This window comes from Phaeobacter sp. 11ANDIMAR09 (assembly GCF_001294455.1).
Classification (GTDB): Bacteria; Pseudomonadota; Alphaproteobacteria; order Rhodobacterales; family Rhodobacteraceae; genus Pseudophaeobacter.
Map to the genome: position 1 here is coordinate 162,330 of NZ_LIKT01000004.1, position 14,957 is coordinate 177,286.

The 14,957-nt window shown below is 59.3% G+C and carries 16 protein-coding genes; 5 read left to right on the top strand and 11 right to left on the bottom strand.

All coding sequences use genetic code 11. The features are described 5' to 3' along the window. The first annotated feature begins 94 nt into the window (after positions 1-94). From ccrA to AN476_RS05100, 5 genes are all read left to right on the top strand, one after another. Positions 95-1,381 carry a crotonyl-CoA carboxylase/reductase gene (gene ccrA / locus AN476_RS05080; protein ID WP_054459897.1) on the top strand — a complete coding sequence of 429 codons (1,287 nt, stop codon included), beginning with the start codon at positions 95-97 and terminating at the stop codon, positions 1,379-1,381. Between the two features lie 327 nt (positions 1,382-1,708). Continuing rightward, positions 1,709-2,428 (top strand): LuxR family transcriptional regulator, encoded by a 720-nt coding sequence (locus AN476_RS05085; RefSeq protein ID WP_054459898.1) that lies wholly within the window; start codon positions 1,709-1,711, stop codon positions 2,426-2,428. 128 nt (positions 2,429-2,556) lie between these two features. Further along, on the top strand, positions 2,557-3,198 hold the full coding sequence (locus tag AN476_RS05090) for an acyl-homoserine-lactone synthase (RefSeq protein ID WP_054459899.1): 642 nt from the start codon (positions 2,557-2,559) through the stop codon (positions 3,196-3,198). Between the two features lie 84 nt (positions 3,199-3,282). Next, entirely contained in the window at positions 3,283-4,821 is a 1,539-nt protein-coding gene (locus AN476_RS05095) for an ATP-dependent RecD-like DNA helicase (RefSeq protein ID WP_054459900.1), read from the top strand. Beyond that, positions 4,818-5,570 carry an SDR family oxidoreductase gene (locus AN476_RS05100; protein WP_054459901.1) on the top strand — a complete coding sequence of 251 codons (753 nt, stop codon included), beginning with the start codon at positions 4,818-4,820 and terminating at the stop codon, positions 5,568-5,570. Before AN476_RS05095 ends, AN476_RS05100 begins: the two co-directional genes overlap by 4 nt. Positions 5,571-5,826: 256 nt before the next feature. Here AN476_RS05100 and AN476_RS05105 read toward each other — a convergent pair whose 3' ends face one another. From AN476_RS05105 to AN476_RS05155, 11 genes are all read right to left on the bottom strand, one after another. Next, complete coding sequence (locus AN476_RS05105; protein WP_054459902.1) at positions 5,827-6,615, bottom strand: TIGR02186 family protein; 789 nt, start codon at positions 6,613-6,615, stop codon at positions 5,827-5,829. 2 nt (positions 6,616-6,617) lie between these two features. Further along, the gene (locus AN476_RS05110; RefSeq protein ID WP_054459903.1) at positions 6,618-7,538 is read right to left on the bottom strand and encodes a sulfite exporter TauE/SafE family protein; all 921 of its coding nucleotides are present in this window, start codon (positions 7,536-7,538) and stop codon (positions 6,618-6,620) included. A 179-nt stretch (positions 7,539-7,717) separates the two neighbouring features. Next, positions 7,718-8,725, bottom strand: a complete 1,008-nt coding sequence (locus AN476_RS05115) for an ABC transporter permease (protein WP_054459904.1) — start codon at positions 8,723-8,725, stop codon at positions 7,718-7,720. After that, positions 8,725-9,819: an ABC transporter permease gene (locus AN476_RS05120; RefSeq protein ID WP_054459905.1), complete on the bottom strand. Its 1,095-nt coding sequence runs from the start codon at positions 9,817-9,819 to the stop codon at positions 8,725-8,727. Before AN476_RS05120 ends, AN476_RS05115 begins: the two co-directional genes overlap by 1 nt. Further along, positions 9,820-11,349: an ABC transporter ATP-binding protein gene (locus AN476_RS05125; RefSeq protein ID WP_054459906.1), complete on the bottom strand. Its 1,530-nt coding sequence runs from the start codon at positions 11,347-11,349 to the stop codon at positions 9,820-9,822. Beyond that, on the bottom strand, positions 11,346-11,699 hold the full coding sequence (locus AN476_RS05130) for a nuclear transport factor 2 family protein (protein ID WP_054459907.1): 354 nt from the start codon (positions 11,697-11,699) through the stop codon (positions 11,346-11,348). The genes AN476_RS05125 and AN476_RS05130 overlap by 4 nt, the downstream gene beginning before the upstream one ends. Before the next feature lie 17 nt (positions 11,700-11,716). Beyond that, the gene (locus tag AN476_RS05135; protein ID WP_054459908.1) at positions 11,717-12,715 is read right to left on the bottom strand and encodes a BMP family protein; all 999 of its coding nucleotides are present in this window, start codon (positions 12,713-12,715) and stop codon (positions 11,717-11,719) included. Between the two features lie 168 nt (positions 12,716-12,883). Then, complete coding sequence (rimI, locus tag AN476_RS05140) at positions 12,884-13,309, bottom strand: ribosomal protein S18-alanine N-acetyltransferase (protein ID WP_253279833.1); 426 nt, start codon at positions 13,307-13,309, stop codon at positions 12,884-12,886. Then, positions 13,302-13,907 (bottom strand): tRNA (adenosine(37)-N6)-threonylcarbamoyltransferase complex dimerization subunit type 1 TsaB, encoded by a 606-nt coding sequence (gene tsaB, locus AN476_RS05145; RefSeq protein ID WP_054459909.1) that lies wholly within the window; start codon positions 13,905-13,907, stop codon positions 13,302-13,304. The genes rimI and tsaB overlap by 8 nt, the downstream gene beginning before the upstream one ends. Position 13,908: 1 nt before the next feature. Next, positions 13,909-14,355 (bottom strand): GFA family protein, encoded by a 447-nt coding sequence (locus AN476_RS05150; protein WP_054459910.1) that lies wholly within the window; start codon positions 14,353-14,355, stop codon positions 13,909-13,911. Next, positions 14,345-14,908, bottom strand: a complete 564-nt coding sequence (locus AN476_RS05155; RefSeq protein WP_054459911.1) for a NifU family protein — start codon at positions 14,906-14,908, stop codon at positions 14,345-14,347. Before AN476_RS05155 ends, AN476_RS05150 begins: the two co-directional genes overlap by 11 nt. Between the last annotated feature and the right edge of the window lie 49 nt (positions 14,909-14,957).

Here is a 14,957-nt window from a genome sequence, read left to right on the forward strand (position 1 = left end):
TGAAGGGGTTGCAATGTTACTCAGCTATTTTTATCCATCAGGGAGCAGCTGCGATTCTGCATTGCAGCAACGACCTTTGAAAGAGGAGGCCACCATGGCTTTGGACACACAAAACGGACCGCTGTCTTACGAAGCTCCCGAAAAGGACCTTTATGAAGTCGGTGAAATGCCCCCAATGGGCTATGTTCCCAAGAAAATGTATGCCTGGACCATCCGCAAGGAACGCCATGGTGATCCGGACAGCGCCATGCTGCAGGAAGTTGTCGACGTTCCTGAGCTGGACAGCCACGATGTACTGGTTCTGGTGATGGCAGCCGGCGTCAACTACAATGGCGTCTGGGCTTCCCTGGGCAAGCCGATCTCGCCTTTTGATGGCCACAAAGCCCCCTATCACATCGCCGGCTCTGATGCCTCGGGTATCGTTTGGGCCGTTGGTGACAAGGTCAAGCGCTGGAAAGTTGGAGACGAGGTTGTCATCCACTGCAACCAGGATGATGGCGACGACGAGGAGTGCAACGGTGGCGATCCGATGTATTCCCCTAGCCAGCGGATCTGGGGCTATGAAACCCCCGATGGCTCCTTTGCACAGTTCACCAATGTTCAGGCGCAGCAGCTGATGCCACGCCCCAAGCATCTGACCTGGGAAGAGGCCGCCTGCTATACGCTGACTCTGGCGACTGCTTACCGGATGCTGTTTGGCCATGAGCCCCATGATCTGAAACCTGGTCAGAATGTCCTGGTTTGGGGCGCTTCTGGTGGTCTGGGGTCCTATGCGATCCAGCTGATCAACACCGCCGGCGCCAATGCCATCGGGGTCATCTCGGACGAAAGCAAGCGTGACTTTGTGATGGGACTGGGCGCTAAGGGCGTGTTGAATCGCAAGGACTTCAACTGCTGGGGTCAGCTGCCCACGGTTAACACGCCGGAATATGCCGAATGGTTCAAAGAGGCCCGCAAGTTTGGCAAGGCAATCTGGGACATCACCGGCAAAGGCAACAACGTTGACATGGTGTTTGAACACCCCGGCGAGGCGACTTTCCCGGTTTCAACCTTTGTCTGTAAAAAGGGCGGCATGGTTGTGATCTGCGCAGGCACTTCCGGTTTCAATCTGACCTTTGATGTGCGCTACATGTGGATGCACCAAAAGCGACTGCAGGGTTCGCATTTTGCTCACCTGAAGCAAGCGGCTGCCGCCAACAAGCTGATGGTCGAGCGTCGTCTCGACCCCTGCATGTCGGAAGTCTTCTCCTGGGCGGACCTGCCGGATGCGCATATGAAAATGCTGCGCAACGAACACAAGCCAGGCAATATGTCGGTGCTGGTTCAGGCGCCAAAAACCGGCCTGCGCACTCTGGAAGAGGTGCTTGAAGGCGGCGCGTAAGCCACAGCCTCCGGGCGAATAGCCCAGACATAACATAACCCGGGTATCGCGGTCTTCTATTGAAGGAAAGCGGTGCCCGTTTTTGCGCCAGGCCACAGGTTCGGTTGCGGCGAGAGGGGCAGAAAACCACTGTTTGATCCTCCCATGGGGAAATCATAATTTTGAAATACAACTTCAATGTGATACTGGTCGCAATGCGCGCAAAATGCTATTTTCTACGAACGATTTCGTTGACCTACGGTGCATAAGTGCCGAAAAAGGGGCTGAAATTGGGAGGGGGCCCAACCTTGCGCGTATAGCGTAAGACGTGGGGTGATTTTTGGAACTATGGCGAGCAAGTCTCAACTCGACAAGATACTGACGGCGCTTGATGCCACACAGACCCTAGAGGGTCTGCAGGATATCATTGACAGTATCTGCAATGTATTTGCCATTGATCATGCCATGTACCATTGGGTTGATAGCGCTGGAGACCACTACTACTTTGGCACCTATTCCGATGCCTGGACCCAGCAGTATCAGGAGCGGAACTACACACGGATCGATCCTGTTGTTCTGGGGTGTTATCAGCGCTTTCACCCGGTGGACTGGCGCCGTCTTGATTGGACGACCAAGGCCGCCCGCGAGTTCTTTGATGCAGCGATGGGACATGGGGTTGGAAATCAGGGGTATTCGATCCCTATCCGTGGTCCCAATGGTCAGTTTGCCCTGTTCTCCGTGAGCCATCATTGTGACGATGCAACCTGGGACAAGTTTACCGATCAAAACAGCCGGGATCTGATCCTGATTGGGCATTATCTGAACCGTAAGGCGCTCGAGTTTGAACCGGATCGCGCGCCAGAGCAGGCGCAGCCTCTGTCGCCCCGTGAGTTGGATGCGCTGACGCTTTTGGGAATCGGGTACAGCCGGGCCCAGGTGGCCAAAACACTGTCGATTTCCGAGCATACTTTGCGTGTTTATATCGAAAGCGCCCGCTTCAAGCTGGGGGCGCTCAATACCACCCATGCCATTGCCCGTGCAGTGAGCTGTGGCATGGTCATAATCTAGTCTCCGATTTCAAAGAGTTAAACTGAGCGGCGTTAACTATTCCCTCTTAACGGTCCCTTGAGCCTTGGGGGGGCACGCTTTCAGAGCGTAGGCTTCCCCTGTGTTTCTAGCAAAAGGGGACGAATGAAATGCTACGTTATATCTATGCTCAAGACCTGAACGCCCATGCGGATCTGGCTCATTCAATGTTTGTGGATCGTGCGGATCAGTTCCAGACCCGGCTCGGCTGGGATGTGCAGGTCGATCACAGGGGAGAGGAGCGGGATCAATATGACGCCTTGAACCCGCTCTATGTCATCTGGGAAATGCCGGATGGCAGCCATGGCGGCTCGATGCGGTTCCTGCCCACCACTGGTCCGGTGATGGTTAATGACGTGTTTGATAATCTGACCGGCGGCAACCCGATTTCCAGCCCATTGATCTGGGAATGTACCCGCTTCTGCCTGTCGCGCAGCGCCTCGGGAAATGAGGCGGGAGCCTTGACGCTGGCAGGATTGGAGATCATGCGAAATCTCTCGATTCCGCATTTTGCTGGCGTGTTTGATCGCCGCATGGTTCGGATTTACCGCAGCCTTGGTTTTAGCCCCGAGATCGTCAGCTCTGCCGGATCTGGCCGCGATCGGATCAGCTTGGGACTGTGGGAATATGACGTGCAGGCCTATCACCGGGTGGCGCAACGCGCAGGAATTTCGCCAGAAATGTCGCAACGCTGGTTTGACATCTCCTTTGGCAGTACCTCTGCAAAGGTGCCTATGCGCATGACCGGTTGAACCGGGCGGTGACCAGCCCAGGAAGATGGGCCTTTGGGGTCGGTAGCGCTGGCGTCGCCGACCTCACCAAGATAGGGTCCGGCCATGACAGATCTGACCATTAAATTCTCCGACGATCAGGCCGTTGCCTTTGACAGTGTCTCCGCTTTGCTGCGCCAGGCAGGTGTCGACATGGAAGATGGTCTGCTCCAGCCCCCAATGGGGGAGGCCGGGGTCATGGCGGTGATTGGAAAAGCGGGATCTGGCAAGACCCTGTTGTTGGCGGAGCTTTACAAAACCCTGGAGAAAGCCGGGGTCGAGGTGGTCTCGGGCGACTATGAGAGCCGCAAAAAGACCGGGCGGCGGAGCCTCGCAATCCTGGCCCCAACCAATAAGGCAGCCAGTGTTCTGCGGCTGCGGGGTGTTCCGGCAACCACCATTCACCGCATTCTTTATACGCCGGTTTATGACCCGGAATATGAGCGCATTGCCGAATGGCTGGCCGGAAATGGCGAACAGCCCGAGATTGAAGGCCTGACCGAAGAGGCTCTGGCGCGGGCTGCCGCTTTCTACGAGAAAAACAAATCTATCCCAGGGGCTCTGGCGGCGGCGGGTCTGCGGGGGTCGGATTTCATTACCGGCTGGAAACGGCGCGAAGACCCATTGGACATCGGTTTTGTCGATGAGGCCTCGATGCTGGATGACCGGCAGTTCGAGGATCTCAAGGAGATCTTCCCCAATCTGGTGCTCTTTGGCGATCCAGCGCAGTTGGCGCCGGTCAATCAATCGGGCTCGATGGTGTTTGAAACCCTGCCAGAGCCGCGCCAATTGGTGCTCCACCGGGTTCATCGCCAGGAGGCGGATAATCCTATCCTGGATCTGGCCCATGCGCTGGCAGACCCGGCTCTGGGGTTCGAAGATTTTGAACGGATGATCGAAGAGACCGCGCGGCGCGATGAACGGGTGGTCTGGGGGCAACGGGTTGAGGTTGACCTGATGGCGCGCAGCCCGGTTCTGGTCTGGCGCAATGCCACCCGTATCCGGCTGATCAATGCCTTTCGCATGGTACATGGCGCGCCCGAGGATGCCTTGGTCGAGGGGGAGCCTTTGATCTGTGATGGGTTGGAGCTGCCCCTGAAACATCGCAAGAAGCGCCTCGACCTGGAAGCGCGCGGGCTGATCAAGGGCGCCCAGGTGGTCTATCTGGGGCCAGGGCGCAAGCCGGGGTTCTCGCGCCTGCATGTCATGGGGGCCGAAGATCCGCAGGTTTCGGCAGCCTCTATCGTGAAGATCGAAAAGCCGGATGAGGAAGAGCCCTTTATTCCCTATGCCGCCCGCATGGGGGCGACCTTTTTGCACGGGGCAGCGGTGACGATCCACAAGGCTCAGGGCTCGCAGTGGGATACCACCCAGGTCTTTGCCCCTGATATCTATGCAGCGGCCCGCATGGGGCGGGTAGAAGCCGGGCAGCCATTGTGGAAGCGGCTGGCCTATGTGGCCATCACCCGCGCCCAGGAGCGGCTAATCTGGGTGGTGCGCAACCGCCTGGCCAAACCCACCGGGCCTTTGCGGGTGGATGATCTGAAAGCGGCCCCAGCGGCGGCATTGACACTGGAAATGCAAGAGGAGGCACCGCTGCTATGACGCGTTCGGGACACGTAAAATCCATTCTGATCACGGGAGCAAGCTCGGGCATCGGCGGGGCTGTGGCTGAACTCTGCCTCGCCGAGGGTTGGCAGGTTGGTCTTTTGGCGCGTCGGCGGGATGCGCTGGAAGGGGTGGCACTAGGTCATGCAAATGCAACCGTTCTGCCCGCAGATGTCACTGATGCCAGCGCTGTGGATCACGCAGTGAATCAGTTCGTCATGGCGACAGGCCGCCTGGATGTGCTGTTCAACAATGCCGGGATCTTTACCCCGGCGGGCACCATTGATGAAATCTCGCTTGAGGATTGGTATCAGTCGGTGAATGTGAATCTCAACGGTATGTTCCTGGCGGCGCGGGCGAGTTTTCGCCAGATGCGCCGACAGAGCCCTAAGGGCGGCCGGATCATCAACAACGGATCTATTGCCGCCCATGTGCCAAGGCCGGGATCCGCGCCCTATGCTGCGACCAAATCGGCCATCACCGGGCTCACCCGCAGCCTGTCTTTGGATGGGCGGGATTTTGATATCGCCTGCGGGCAGATTGATATCGGCAATGCTGAAACACCGATGGTGACAGAGCTCAAGACCCGCCAGGCGGAGACATCGCCTGGGATGGCCCCGATGCCCAGCTTTGCGGTGGAAGATGCAGCGAGATCGGTGTTGCATATGGCGGAACTTCCGCCAGAAGCCAATGTTCAGTTCATGACGGTGATGGCCACCAAGATGCCCTATATTGGTCGCGGCTGAAGGGGCTTTCTGGCTTTGCCAAAGGAGCGGCTCCCGCCCGGATGGGCTGCGCTGGCGCTCCGCAAATCTCGTTGGGCCGGGCGCCGCGCTGTGGCGCGGCGCAACAGAAAGATCTGCTGAGGGTCCCTGATCTGGCACTCTGCCCGATCAGGGCCTTCTCCATTGTGTTTGGTTTGCTCTGGCCTCAAGGGTGAACCGCGCCTGTGGCGCGACCGCTGCGCGGCCCTTGACCCCAGTTCAAACGACAGATGCCCCGTCAGTTGTTGCGCAGCAGGCTGAAGGCGGTGGAGGCTCCCCAGCCGGCCGCGATGGCAATGGCAAGGGACATCAAGCCGTAGAGGAAGGGCTGTTCACGCGACAGACTGTACAAAAAGCGCTCCAACCCGACTTTGCGGACATCGATATCGGTTTCAAAGCTGGAGACCACCTGACCCGCGCGGGTGAGGAAGATGCGGGCGCTATATTTGCCTTCGGTAAGATCCGCAGGCATGTCGATGGCACTGCGAAACAGGGTTTGCTGGTCCACGGCCACGGTGTTTTCGCGCAGCGAGTACAGCCCCTCGTTTTCGCGGACACGCACCACGGCATCGGCAAAGTTCTGAGCGTCCTGGATATTCATCGCCGCTCCAACCGAACGGATGGCACGGGCGATGGAGACGCGGTACCGTAGGTCCTCTGTGTCCGTGATCACATCCTGAAAGGGGGCGCTGGTGGCGATTGCATAGAAGCTTGGAGCGGAATCGACGATGACGCTGTCGGTATTGACCCAGATGCCCATGCGCTTGGCCTTGCGGCGCACCGTCACCGAAGAATTCGGGCCAGAGACCGCGACGATGACCTCCAAAGGAGGGCCCTCTGGGATCGGGGTTTCTCGTTTCACTGCACCAAAGATCAAAATCTCGGAGCCGTCAAAATCTGCGGTAATGGCAACGCGGTCCTGGCTGAGCCCCAGGACGACCTCTTCTTCACCAGCCTGGGCTGGCGCGATGAGGCTGGCAAGGGGCAGGAGCATCAGGGTGGCGGCAAGAATGGTGGAACGGATCATGCTCAATGCCCTCCTGCTGCGCCGAGCGAGTAAAGCTCGTCTGGCATCAACAAGAGATCAAGTCCCAGTTTCACACAGACCAGGATGACCATCAGGGACAGCAGGATGCGCAGCTGCTCGGCCTTGAGATAGACGCCGATGCGGGTGCCGATCTGGGCGCCAATGACGCCCCCAACCAGCAAGAGCACGGCGAGTACGATATCCACGGTGTAGTTGGTGGTGGCATGCAGCATGGTGGTAAAGGCAGTGACCAGAATGATCTGAAACAGCGAGGTGCCTACAACAACCTTTGTGGGCATGCCGAGGATATAGATCATTGCGGGCACCATGATGAAGCCGCCGCCGACCCCCATGATGGCGGCCAAAATGCCAACACAGACGCCCACCATGATTGGCGGGATCACTGAGATATAGAGCCCGGAGGTGCGAAAGCGCATCTTGAAGGGCAGCGCATGTACCCAGCCGCGCTGACGCCGGGGGGCAGGTGCCGAGCCTTGGCGTTTGGATTTGAAGATGGCGTTCAGGCTCTCGATGAACATCAGCGAGCCGACAACCCCCAGAAACACAACATAGCACAGGGTCACCAGCAGATCGACTTGGCCCAGGCTTTTGAGGTAGTTGAAGACCACCACCCCAAGGGCTGCGCCGATCAAACCACCGACCTGCAGCACCATGCCCATCTTGATGTCGACTGTACGCCTTCGGAAATGCGCCAGAACGCCCGAGAACGAGGAGGCGACGATCTGGTTGGCTTCGGTTGCGACCGCCACCACAGGCGGAATACCGATGAAGAACAACAAGGGGGTCATCAGAAACCCGCCGCCAACCCCGAACATGCCGGACAAAATTCCGACAATTCCTCCGAGGCCCAGCAGCAGGAAGGCATTGACCGAGACTTCGGCGATGGGGAGATAGACTTGCATAGTTCCGTTAGAGCGCAGCATCGCAAGAAAATCAACTCACTATGCCGCTCTGCAGCAGGCAGGACTGATTTCTAGAGGAAACTGGACTTATCCTGCCGTCCTGAAAGGGAGGTGCACGCCATAGGAAACAGGCCCACACCTCCACGAGGTCCGGGCCTGATAGGTCGATGATGGGCGGATTAACGCTCTTTCACATAGGGTTCGCCACCGGCACGCGGCGGAATGGCCTTGCCGACAAAACCCGCAAGGATCACCACGGTCAGGATATAGGGCAGGGCGTCCATGGCCTGCACCGGCACCACGATGGGGCCCAGCTCGATGTTCTGGAACCGCAACGAGATCGCCTGCAAAAGACCAAAGAGAAGGCAGGCCCACATGGCTTGCCAGGGGCGCCATTTGGCAAAGATCAGCGCCGCAAGCGCAATAAAGCCACGCCCGGCGGTCATATCCTTGACAAAGCCCGCCTGAAGCGCTGTCGCCAGATAGGCGCCTGCGATGCCACAGAGCAGACCGCAGATGGCAACGGCGGCAAAACGCAGCCCCACAACTGAGACGCCGGCCGTATCCACAGCAGCTGGGTTTTCCCCCACAGCGCGCAGGCGCAGGCCAAATCGGGTGCGATAGAGCAGCCACCAGGTGGCAGGCACCGCCAGAAAGGCGAGATAGACCAGAATGGAATGGCCCGAGAGCAGCTCGGAGTAGACCTGTTGCACCGGGTTTGCATCTTTCATCAGCTGCGAGACAGGCTGGCCAGTGGCCTCGGCATCCTGCGGGCCAATGGCAAAGGGCCATTCCAGACCTTCAAACCGTCCACCGCTGAGTAGTGAGGGCGTACGCCCGCCCTGTTTGAACCAATCCTGCGCGATCAACACGGTCAACCCGGCGGCCAGAAAGTTGATCGCCACACCCGAAATCAGCTGATTGCCCCTAAAGGTGATCGAGGCCACCCCGTGGAGTGCCGCGAGCATAAGGGAGGAACCTATCCCGGCCAGTAGCCCCAGCCAGACATTGCCCGTACTGGCTGCAATGGCCGCCGAGAAAAAGGCCGCCATCAGCATCTTGCCTTCAAGCCCGATGTCAAAGATGCCCGCCCGTTCGGAATAGAGCCCGGCAAGACAGGCCAGAAGCAGCGGCGTGGCAAGACGCACGGTGCTGTCGAGTACTTGGATCAGAGTGAGAAAATCCATCAGTTTGCCTCCTTGCGGAAGGCCAGGAAGATCTTTTCAAGCGGGATGCGCACCATATTGTCCAGCGCTCCGGTAAAGAGGATCACCAGGGCCTGAATCACCACGATGAGCTCGCGCGGGATCTTGGTCCAGAGCGCCAGTTCGGCGCCGCCCTGATACAGGAAGCCAAACAGGATTGCCGCGAGAAAGACGCCAAAGGGGTGGTTGCGCCCCATGAGGGCCACCGCGATGCCGATAAAGCCCGCGCCTTCGGTCGCATTCAGGACCAGACGCTCTGCCTCGCCCATCACGTTGTTGATGGCCATCATCCCGGCCAGGGCGCCGGAAATCATCATGGCGATGATGGTGATCTTGACCGGCGAGATCCCGGCATAGCGGGCGCCGGCTTCTGATTTGCCAAGGCTGCGGATTTCGAATCCCAGAGAGGTGCGCCAGATCAGCAACCAGACCGCCAGACAGGCGAGAATTGCCACCAGCAGGCTGACATTGGCAGGGGCTGATTTGGAAAAGGCGATGCCCAAGGGGGCGAGCAACTCATGCAACGAGGGCAGATGCACCGTCTCACTGAACCGGGCCGAGGCCGGATCCATCGAGCTGGCGGGTTTGAGCACATTGACCAGCACATAGTTCAGCACCGCAGCGGCGATAAAGTTGAACATGATGGTGGTGATGACGATATGGCTGCCGCGTTTGGCCTGCAGATAGGCCGGAATGGCAGCCCAGGCGGCGCCAAACAGGCCGGCACCCAGCGTGGCAAAGAGCAGCGCCAGCGTCCAATGGGGCCAGGGAATGAACAGGCAGATCACCGCGACACCCAGGCCGCCCAGCATGGCCTGACCTTCACCACCAATGTTGAACAGCCCGGCATGGGCGGCAACCGCCACTGCGAGCCCGGTGAACATGAAATTGGTGGCATAATAGAGCGTATAGCCCCAGCCATAGCTGGAGCCGAGCGCGCCATCCACCATGAGTTTCACAGCGGCAATCGGATCTTCGCCAATGGCAAGTATCACCAGCGCTGAGAGGCCTGCGGCCAGTGCCAGGCTGATCAGGGGGATCAGGACAACATCGGCCCATTTTGGCATTTTTTCCATCTACGCGGCCTCCCCCGCGACACCGGCCATCAATAGGCCCAGCTCTTTTTCATCTGTTTGATCCACGCTGCGTTCGCCCATGATCATGCCGTCAAACATCACCGCTACGCGGTCTGCCAGCGACAGGATCTCTTCCAGCTCGACCGAGACCAGCAGGATGGCTTTGCCCTGATCACGCAGATCAACAATTTGTTTGTGGATGAATTCGATCGCGCCAATATCCACGCCACGGGTGGGTTGGCCGATCAACAGCAGCTCCGGGTTACGCTCGATTTCACGGGCCACCACGATCTTTTGTTGGTTGCCCCCAGAGAAGTTTTTGGCAGCCAGCCAGGGATCTGGCGGACGGACATCAAATTTTGCCATCTTGGCTTCGGTATCGGCGCGGATGGCTGCGTTGTCCATCAACAGCCCGCGTTGGTATTCGGGCGCGTGGTGATAGCCAAAGGCGGTGTTCTCCCAGGCGTGGAAATCCATGATCAGTCCTTCACGCTGGCGATCTTCGGGCACATGCGCCACATGGGCTGCCCGCCGCGCACGCGCATCCGCTCCCGCCCCGCGCAGCGGCAGATCAGAGCCATTGAGACGGATCACACCCTCGCCGCTGCGCATGCCGCCCAGCACCTCCAGCAATTCTGACTGGCCATTGCCCGCAACCCCCGCGATGCCGAGGATCTCTCCGGCACGAACCGTGAGGTCAATGCCCTTGACCCGCTCGACGCCGGCCTCATCCACGACACGCAGTTTTTCGATTTCCAAAACCGGCTTGCCCGGTTTGGCAGGGACTTTATCCACTTGTAGCAGGACCTTGCGCCCCACCATCAGCTCCGCCAGATGTTCAGGGCTGGTCTCGGCGGTCTTCACCGTGGCGGTCATTTGGCCGCGGCGCATCACCGAGACCGTATCGGTGGCCTCCATGATCTCGCGCAGTTTATGGGTGATCAGGATGATGGTTTTGCCCTCGGCGCGCAGCCGGTCCAGAATGCGAAACAGCTGATCCGCCTCGGCCGGGGTCAGCACCCCTGTAGGTTCATCCAAGATCAGGATATCGGCCTGACGGTACAGCGCCTTGAGGATTTCAACCCGCTGCTGCATGCCGACGCCGATCTCGTCAATGCGTTTGTCCGGATCGACGTTGAGCTCATACTCCGCAGCAAGCTCTTTCAGGATCTTGCGCGCCTTTGACAGCGAGGGTTTTAGCAGCCCGCCATCTTCGGCGCCCAGAATGATGTTTTCCAGCACGGTGAAATTCTCCACCAGTTTGAAATGCTGAAACACCATGCCGATTCCGGCCGCGATGGCGGCCTGGCTGTCGGGGATCTCGGTCAGTTTGCCGTTGATCCAGACTTCCCCTTTATCGGCTTTGTAAAAGCCGTAGAGGATGCTCATCAGGGTGGATTTTCCAGCGCCATTTTCACCGATGATACCATGGATGGTTCCGGGGGCGACGCTGATCGAGATGTCTTTGTTAGCTTGAACAGGGCCAAAGGATTTGGAAATGCCTTTGAGTTCAATGGCGGGGGCGGTCAATCGGGCTCTCCCATGCCTGTAAATCCAATCACACGTTGGAGCCTGCTGTTTGAGAGATCTGCAAAGTACTGGCCACGCATCATGGTTTGACCCTCTTTGGCAAAATCAACAGTGGCGCGCAGATGTCCATGGTGTTCGCTTACCGCGATCACCTCAGCCGTAGCACCGGGCATCATCGCGCCAAACTGGGCGATATAGTCCAGATAGGCGTCACGACCCCGGATCGGAGTCGGAACATTTGGATCGGAATAATAAAAATCGGGCCCGATGGCTGCATCTGTTTTTGCAGCGCGACTCTCGGGCGATGGGTCGCCCCAGGCCGAGAACAGGGTATGAATACACGTTGTCATGGCCTGGGGCTTTCTGATTAGAACTTCAGCGCAGGGCAGCTGTTGTCCGCATAGTAAGAGACAACTTCGATCTCGCCGTCGATGATTTTCTGGCGTGCTTCGTCAACAGCGGCCTTCATTTCATCACTGACCAAAGCGGCGTTGTTGTCGTCCAGCGCATAGCCGACGCCCTCTTGTGCCAGACCCATGGAGTAGGTGCCGGTTTCAACCGCTTCGCCCGCCGACATAGCTTCATAGACGGCGACGTCGACGCGTTTCAGCATCGAGGTCAGGACCTTGCCGGGGTGCAAGTGGTTCTGGTTGCTGTCCACGCCGATGGATAGGATGCCTTCATCTGCGGCGGTTTGCAGAACGCCGACACCAGTGCCGCCTGCTGCGGCATAGACAACATCAGCACCCTGGCTGATCTGCGCTTTGGTCAGCTCGGAGCCTTTGACGGGATCGTTCCAGGCCGCAGGGGTGGTGCCGGTCATATTGGCAATCACTGTGGCATCTGGATTCACCGCTTTGACGCCCTGGGCATAGCCGCAGCCAAAGTGACGGATCAGCGGCACATCCATGCCACCCACAAAGCCAACGGTATTGGATTTGGACGCCATCGCCGCCATCATGCCAACGAGGTAAGAGCCTTCGTGCTCGGCAAAGCCGACCTGACGGATATTTGGCGCATCCAGCCAGGTGACGTCAATCACGACAAATTTGGTGTCGGGATAGTCGGGGGCAACCGAGCTGAGCGGATCTGCCATACCAAAGCCCATGGTAACGATGGGGTTGGCACCTGCTTCGGCAAAGCGGCGCAGGGCCTGCTCGCGCTGGGCTTCGGATTGCAGTTCGATCTCGCGGAAGGTTCCGCCCGTTTCTTCGGCCCAACGCTGGGCACCACCAAAGGCGGCCTCATTAAAGCTCTTGTCGAATTTGCCACCCAGGTCAAAGATCAGGGCGGGTTCGGCCAGGGCCGCACCAGCAGAAAGAGCCAGCGTGGCCGCAGCGCCCATCAAGGATTTCATCAGCGTCATTAGGGTACTCCCGGTTTGTTATTCCGCGCAGTGGTGATCGGGTGACCGGATAGGGGGTCGCCTGGGCCCCGCGGGGATTGTTATCAATAGGTGCGGCAATTTAGCCCTTTGGTCGGGCTGGGGGTCAACCGCTTTTTGACCAAGTGGTGCGAAATCCGCGCAGGTTGCCTAAGGGAACTCTTTTTGCATGACAATTGCATCGGTCGCAACGGCATCTGGCCGGGGATAGTAGGCCTTGCGACGACCGCAGGGGGCGAATCCCTCGGCCCGGTACAGGTGCTGAGCGGCGGTATTGTCTGCGGCAACTTCCAGAAAGCAGGTGGTGGCCCCGCGCGCCCGGGCCTGGCACTGCCAATTGTGCATGACGGCGCGGGCACGCCCCTGGCGTTGAAATCCAGGGGCGGTCGCTATTGTTAGCAACTCAGCTTCATCAGCGATGATCCGCACCAATGCAAAACAATGTGCGTCACCACTGGCAAAGCACAATGGGCTGTTCAAGAGGGCCGAGAACTCAGCAGCTGACCAGGGGCGGGACTGGGTAAAGGCCGAGGCATGGATCTGCGCCATCTGCTGGGGGCAGGGCGCCTTATCCATCAATCAGCTGTGGCGGCAGGTCGCGCGCGGGGGCCGCATCAGCAGCGCGTAGATACAGTGGTGCGGGTGAGGTCGTGCAGGTCGGGTAACGCGTGGCCGCCAGTTCTGCGATTCGCTGTGCCAAAGTCGCCGGCGAGGCCTCAGGCGCAAACACCAGCCCGGCGCTGCGCGCGGCATCACTGGCCTCGGACTCCGGCATCAGACGCGGCGCCTGCCCCAAGAGGCGGCAATAGACCTGAGCCCGTGGCGCTGGAATTGCCGCCAGATGGCCCTGTTGTTCACGGGCGTCAAACCCATCGACGCCCACAGCGGGAATCTTGAGCCCCAGCGCAAGTCCGCGGGCCGCGGAGACGGCAATGCGGATGCCGGTGAAATTGCCAGGACCAATTCCAACGCCGATGGCGGTGAGCGCGCTCCAGGTTTGGCCTGCCTCTGCCAGCACTTCTTGCAGCATTGGCATCAGCCGTTCGGCCTGGCCGCGGGTGTGCGCTTCAAAGCTCTGGGCGAGGATTTGATCTCCGCGCAGCAATGCAGCCGTACAATGGGGCGCCGAGGTGTCGAAGCCCAGAACAAGGGGGGGATCAGCCCTCTGAACCATTTTAGAAATCCTTGCGTGACGCGTTCAGCCGCTCTCTGGCAGAGCTGGCCTCTCGTGGCAAGTCATCGCTGAGATGTAACCAGGGCAGCGCTGCCGCAGCATGGCTGTGGCTTTGCGGCGCGACCTGATCGGCCTGGTCGAGGATGCCAAGGGGGATATAGACCTGACCGGGCAGGTAGTCGAAGCGGGCGGCCAGCGGCGAACCACAGGCCGGGCAGTTCCAGCGCCGCACGCCGGGCGCCAGTGAAATTCCGGCGGCCAGCGGCGGATCTACCGTTAGGGCGGCGGCAGCAAAGGCGGCAAAGGCGCCCAGGGGCGCCCCTGTCCAACGTCTGCAATCCCTGCAATGGCAATAGGCGGCCGTCAGCGGTGCCTGGCTCAAGCTGAGGCGGGAGGCGCCACAGTAGCAGCGCGCGGTAAAGGGGGGCTGGCTTGCCTCAGACGGCAACCGGGCGGACCTCGGTCACCTCGGGGATATAGTGGCGCAGCAGGTTTTCGATACCCATCTTCAGGGTCAGGGTCGAAGAGGGGCAGCCGGCACAGGCGCCCTGCATATGCAGATAGACAACGCCGCGATCAAAACCATGGAAGGTAATGTCGCCACCATCCTGCGCCACAGCGGGCCGCACGCGGCTGTCCAGAAGGTCCTTGATCTGATCCACGATCTCGCTGTTTTCGCCGGTATGTTCTGCGTGCCCAGAGGATTGTTCACCCCCTGCAGCCATAATGGGCTGACCAGATTGGTAATGCTCCATAATGGCGCCGAGGATGGCGGGTTTGATATGGTCCCATTCTACGGACTCTGTCTTGGTCACGGTGACAAAGTCATTGCCAAAAAACACACCCGCGACGCCGGAGACGGCAAAGATGCGGGTGGCCAGAGGCGAGCCGTCAGCCGAGTCAGCACTGGGGAAATCTGCGGTTCCCGCGTCCAGAACAGTCTGGCCAGGAAGGAATTTCAATGTCGCCGGGTTTGGGGTGGATTCGGTCTGAATGAACATCTCGGGCCTCCATAAAGCGTCTCAGGGGATATGCGCCCGCAGGGGCATC

What these genes read in the sequence shown, in the direction of transcription:
- AN476_RS05130 (WP_054459907.1), bottom strand. Translation starts at nt 11,699, where the DNA reads ATGACAACGTGTATTCATACCCTGTTCTCGGCCTGGGGCGACCCATCG.
- AN476_RS05120 (WP_054459905.1), bottom strand. Translation starts at nt 9,819, where the DNA reads ATGGAAAAAATGCCAAAATGGGCCGATGTTGTCCTGATCCCCCTGATC.
- AN476_RS05110 (WP_054459903.1), bottom strand. Translation starts at nt 7,538, where the DNA reads ATGCAAGTCTATCTCCCCATCGCCGAAGTCTCGGTCAATGCCTTCCTG.
- tsaB (WP_054459909.1), bottom strand. Translation starts at nt 13,907, where the DNA reads ATGGTTCAGAGGGCTGATCCCCCCCTTGTTCTGGGCTTCGACACCTCG.
- AN476_RS05100 (WP_054459901.1), top strand. Translation starts at nt 4,818, where the DNA reads ATGACGCGTTCGGGACACGTAAAATCCATTCTGATCACGGGAGCAAGC.
- rimI (WP_253279833.1), bottom strand. Translation starts at nt 13,309, where the DNA reads ATGGATAAGGCGCCCTGCCCCCAGCAGATGGCGCAGATCCATGCCTCG.
- AN476_RS05135 (WP_054459908.1), bottom strand. Translation starts at nt 12,715, where the DNA reads ATGACGCTGATGAAATCCTTGATGGGCGCTGCGGCCACGCTGGCTCTT.
- AN476_RS05090 (WP_054459899.1), top strand. Translation starts at nt 2,557, where the DNA reads ATGCTACGTTATATCTATGCTCAAGACCTGAACGCCCATGCGGATCTG.
- AN476_RS05155 (WP_054459911.1), bottom strand. Translation starts at nt 14,908, where the DNA reads ATGTTCATTCAGACCGAATCCACCCCAAACCCGGCGACATTGAAATTC.
- AN476_RS05095 (WP_054459900.1), top strand. Translation starts at nt 3,283, where the DNA reads ATGACAGATCTGACCATTAAATTCTCCGACGATCAGGCCGTTGCCTTT.
- AN476_RS05115 (WP_054459904.1), bottom strand. Translation starts at nt 8,725, where the DNA reads ATGGATTTTCTCACTCTGATCCAAGTACTCGACAGCACCGTGCGTCTT.
- AN476_RS05105 (WP_054459902.1), bottom strand. Translation starts at nt 6,615, where the DNA reads ATGATCCGTTCCACCATTCTTGCCGCCACCCTGATGCTCCTGCCCCTT.
- ccrA (WP_054459897.1), top strand. Translation starts at nt 95, where the DNA reads ATGGCTTTGGACACACAAAACGGACCGCTGTCTTACGAAGCTCCCGAA.
- AN476_RS05085 (WP_054459898.1), top strand. Translation starts at nt 1,709, where the DNA reads ATGGCGAGCAAGTCTCAACTCGACAAGATACTGACGGCGCTTGATGCC.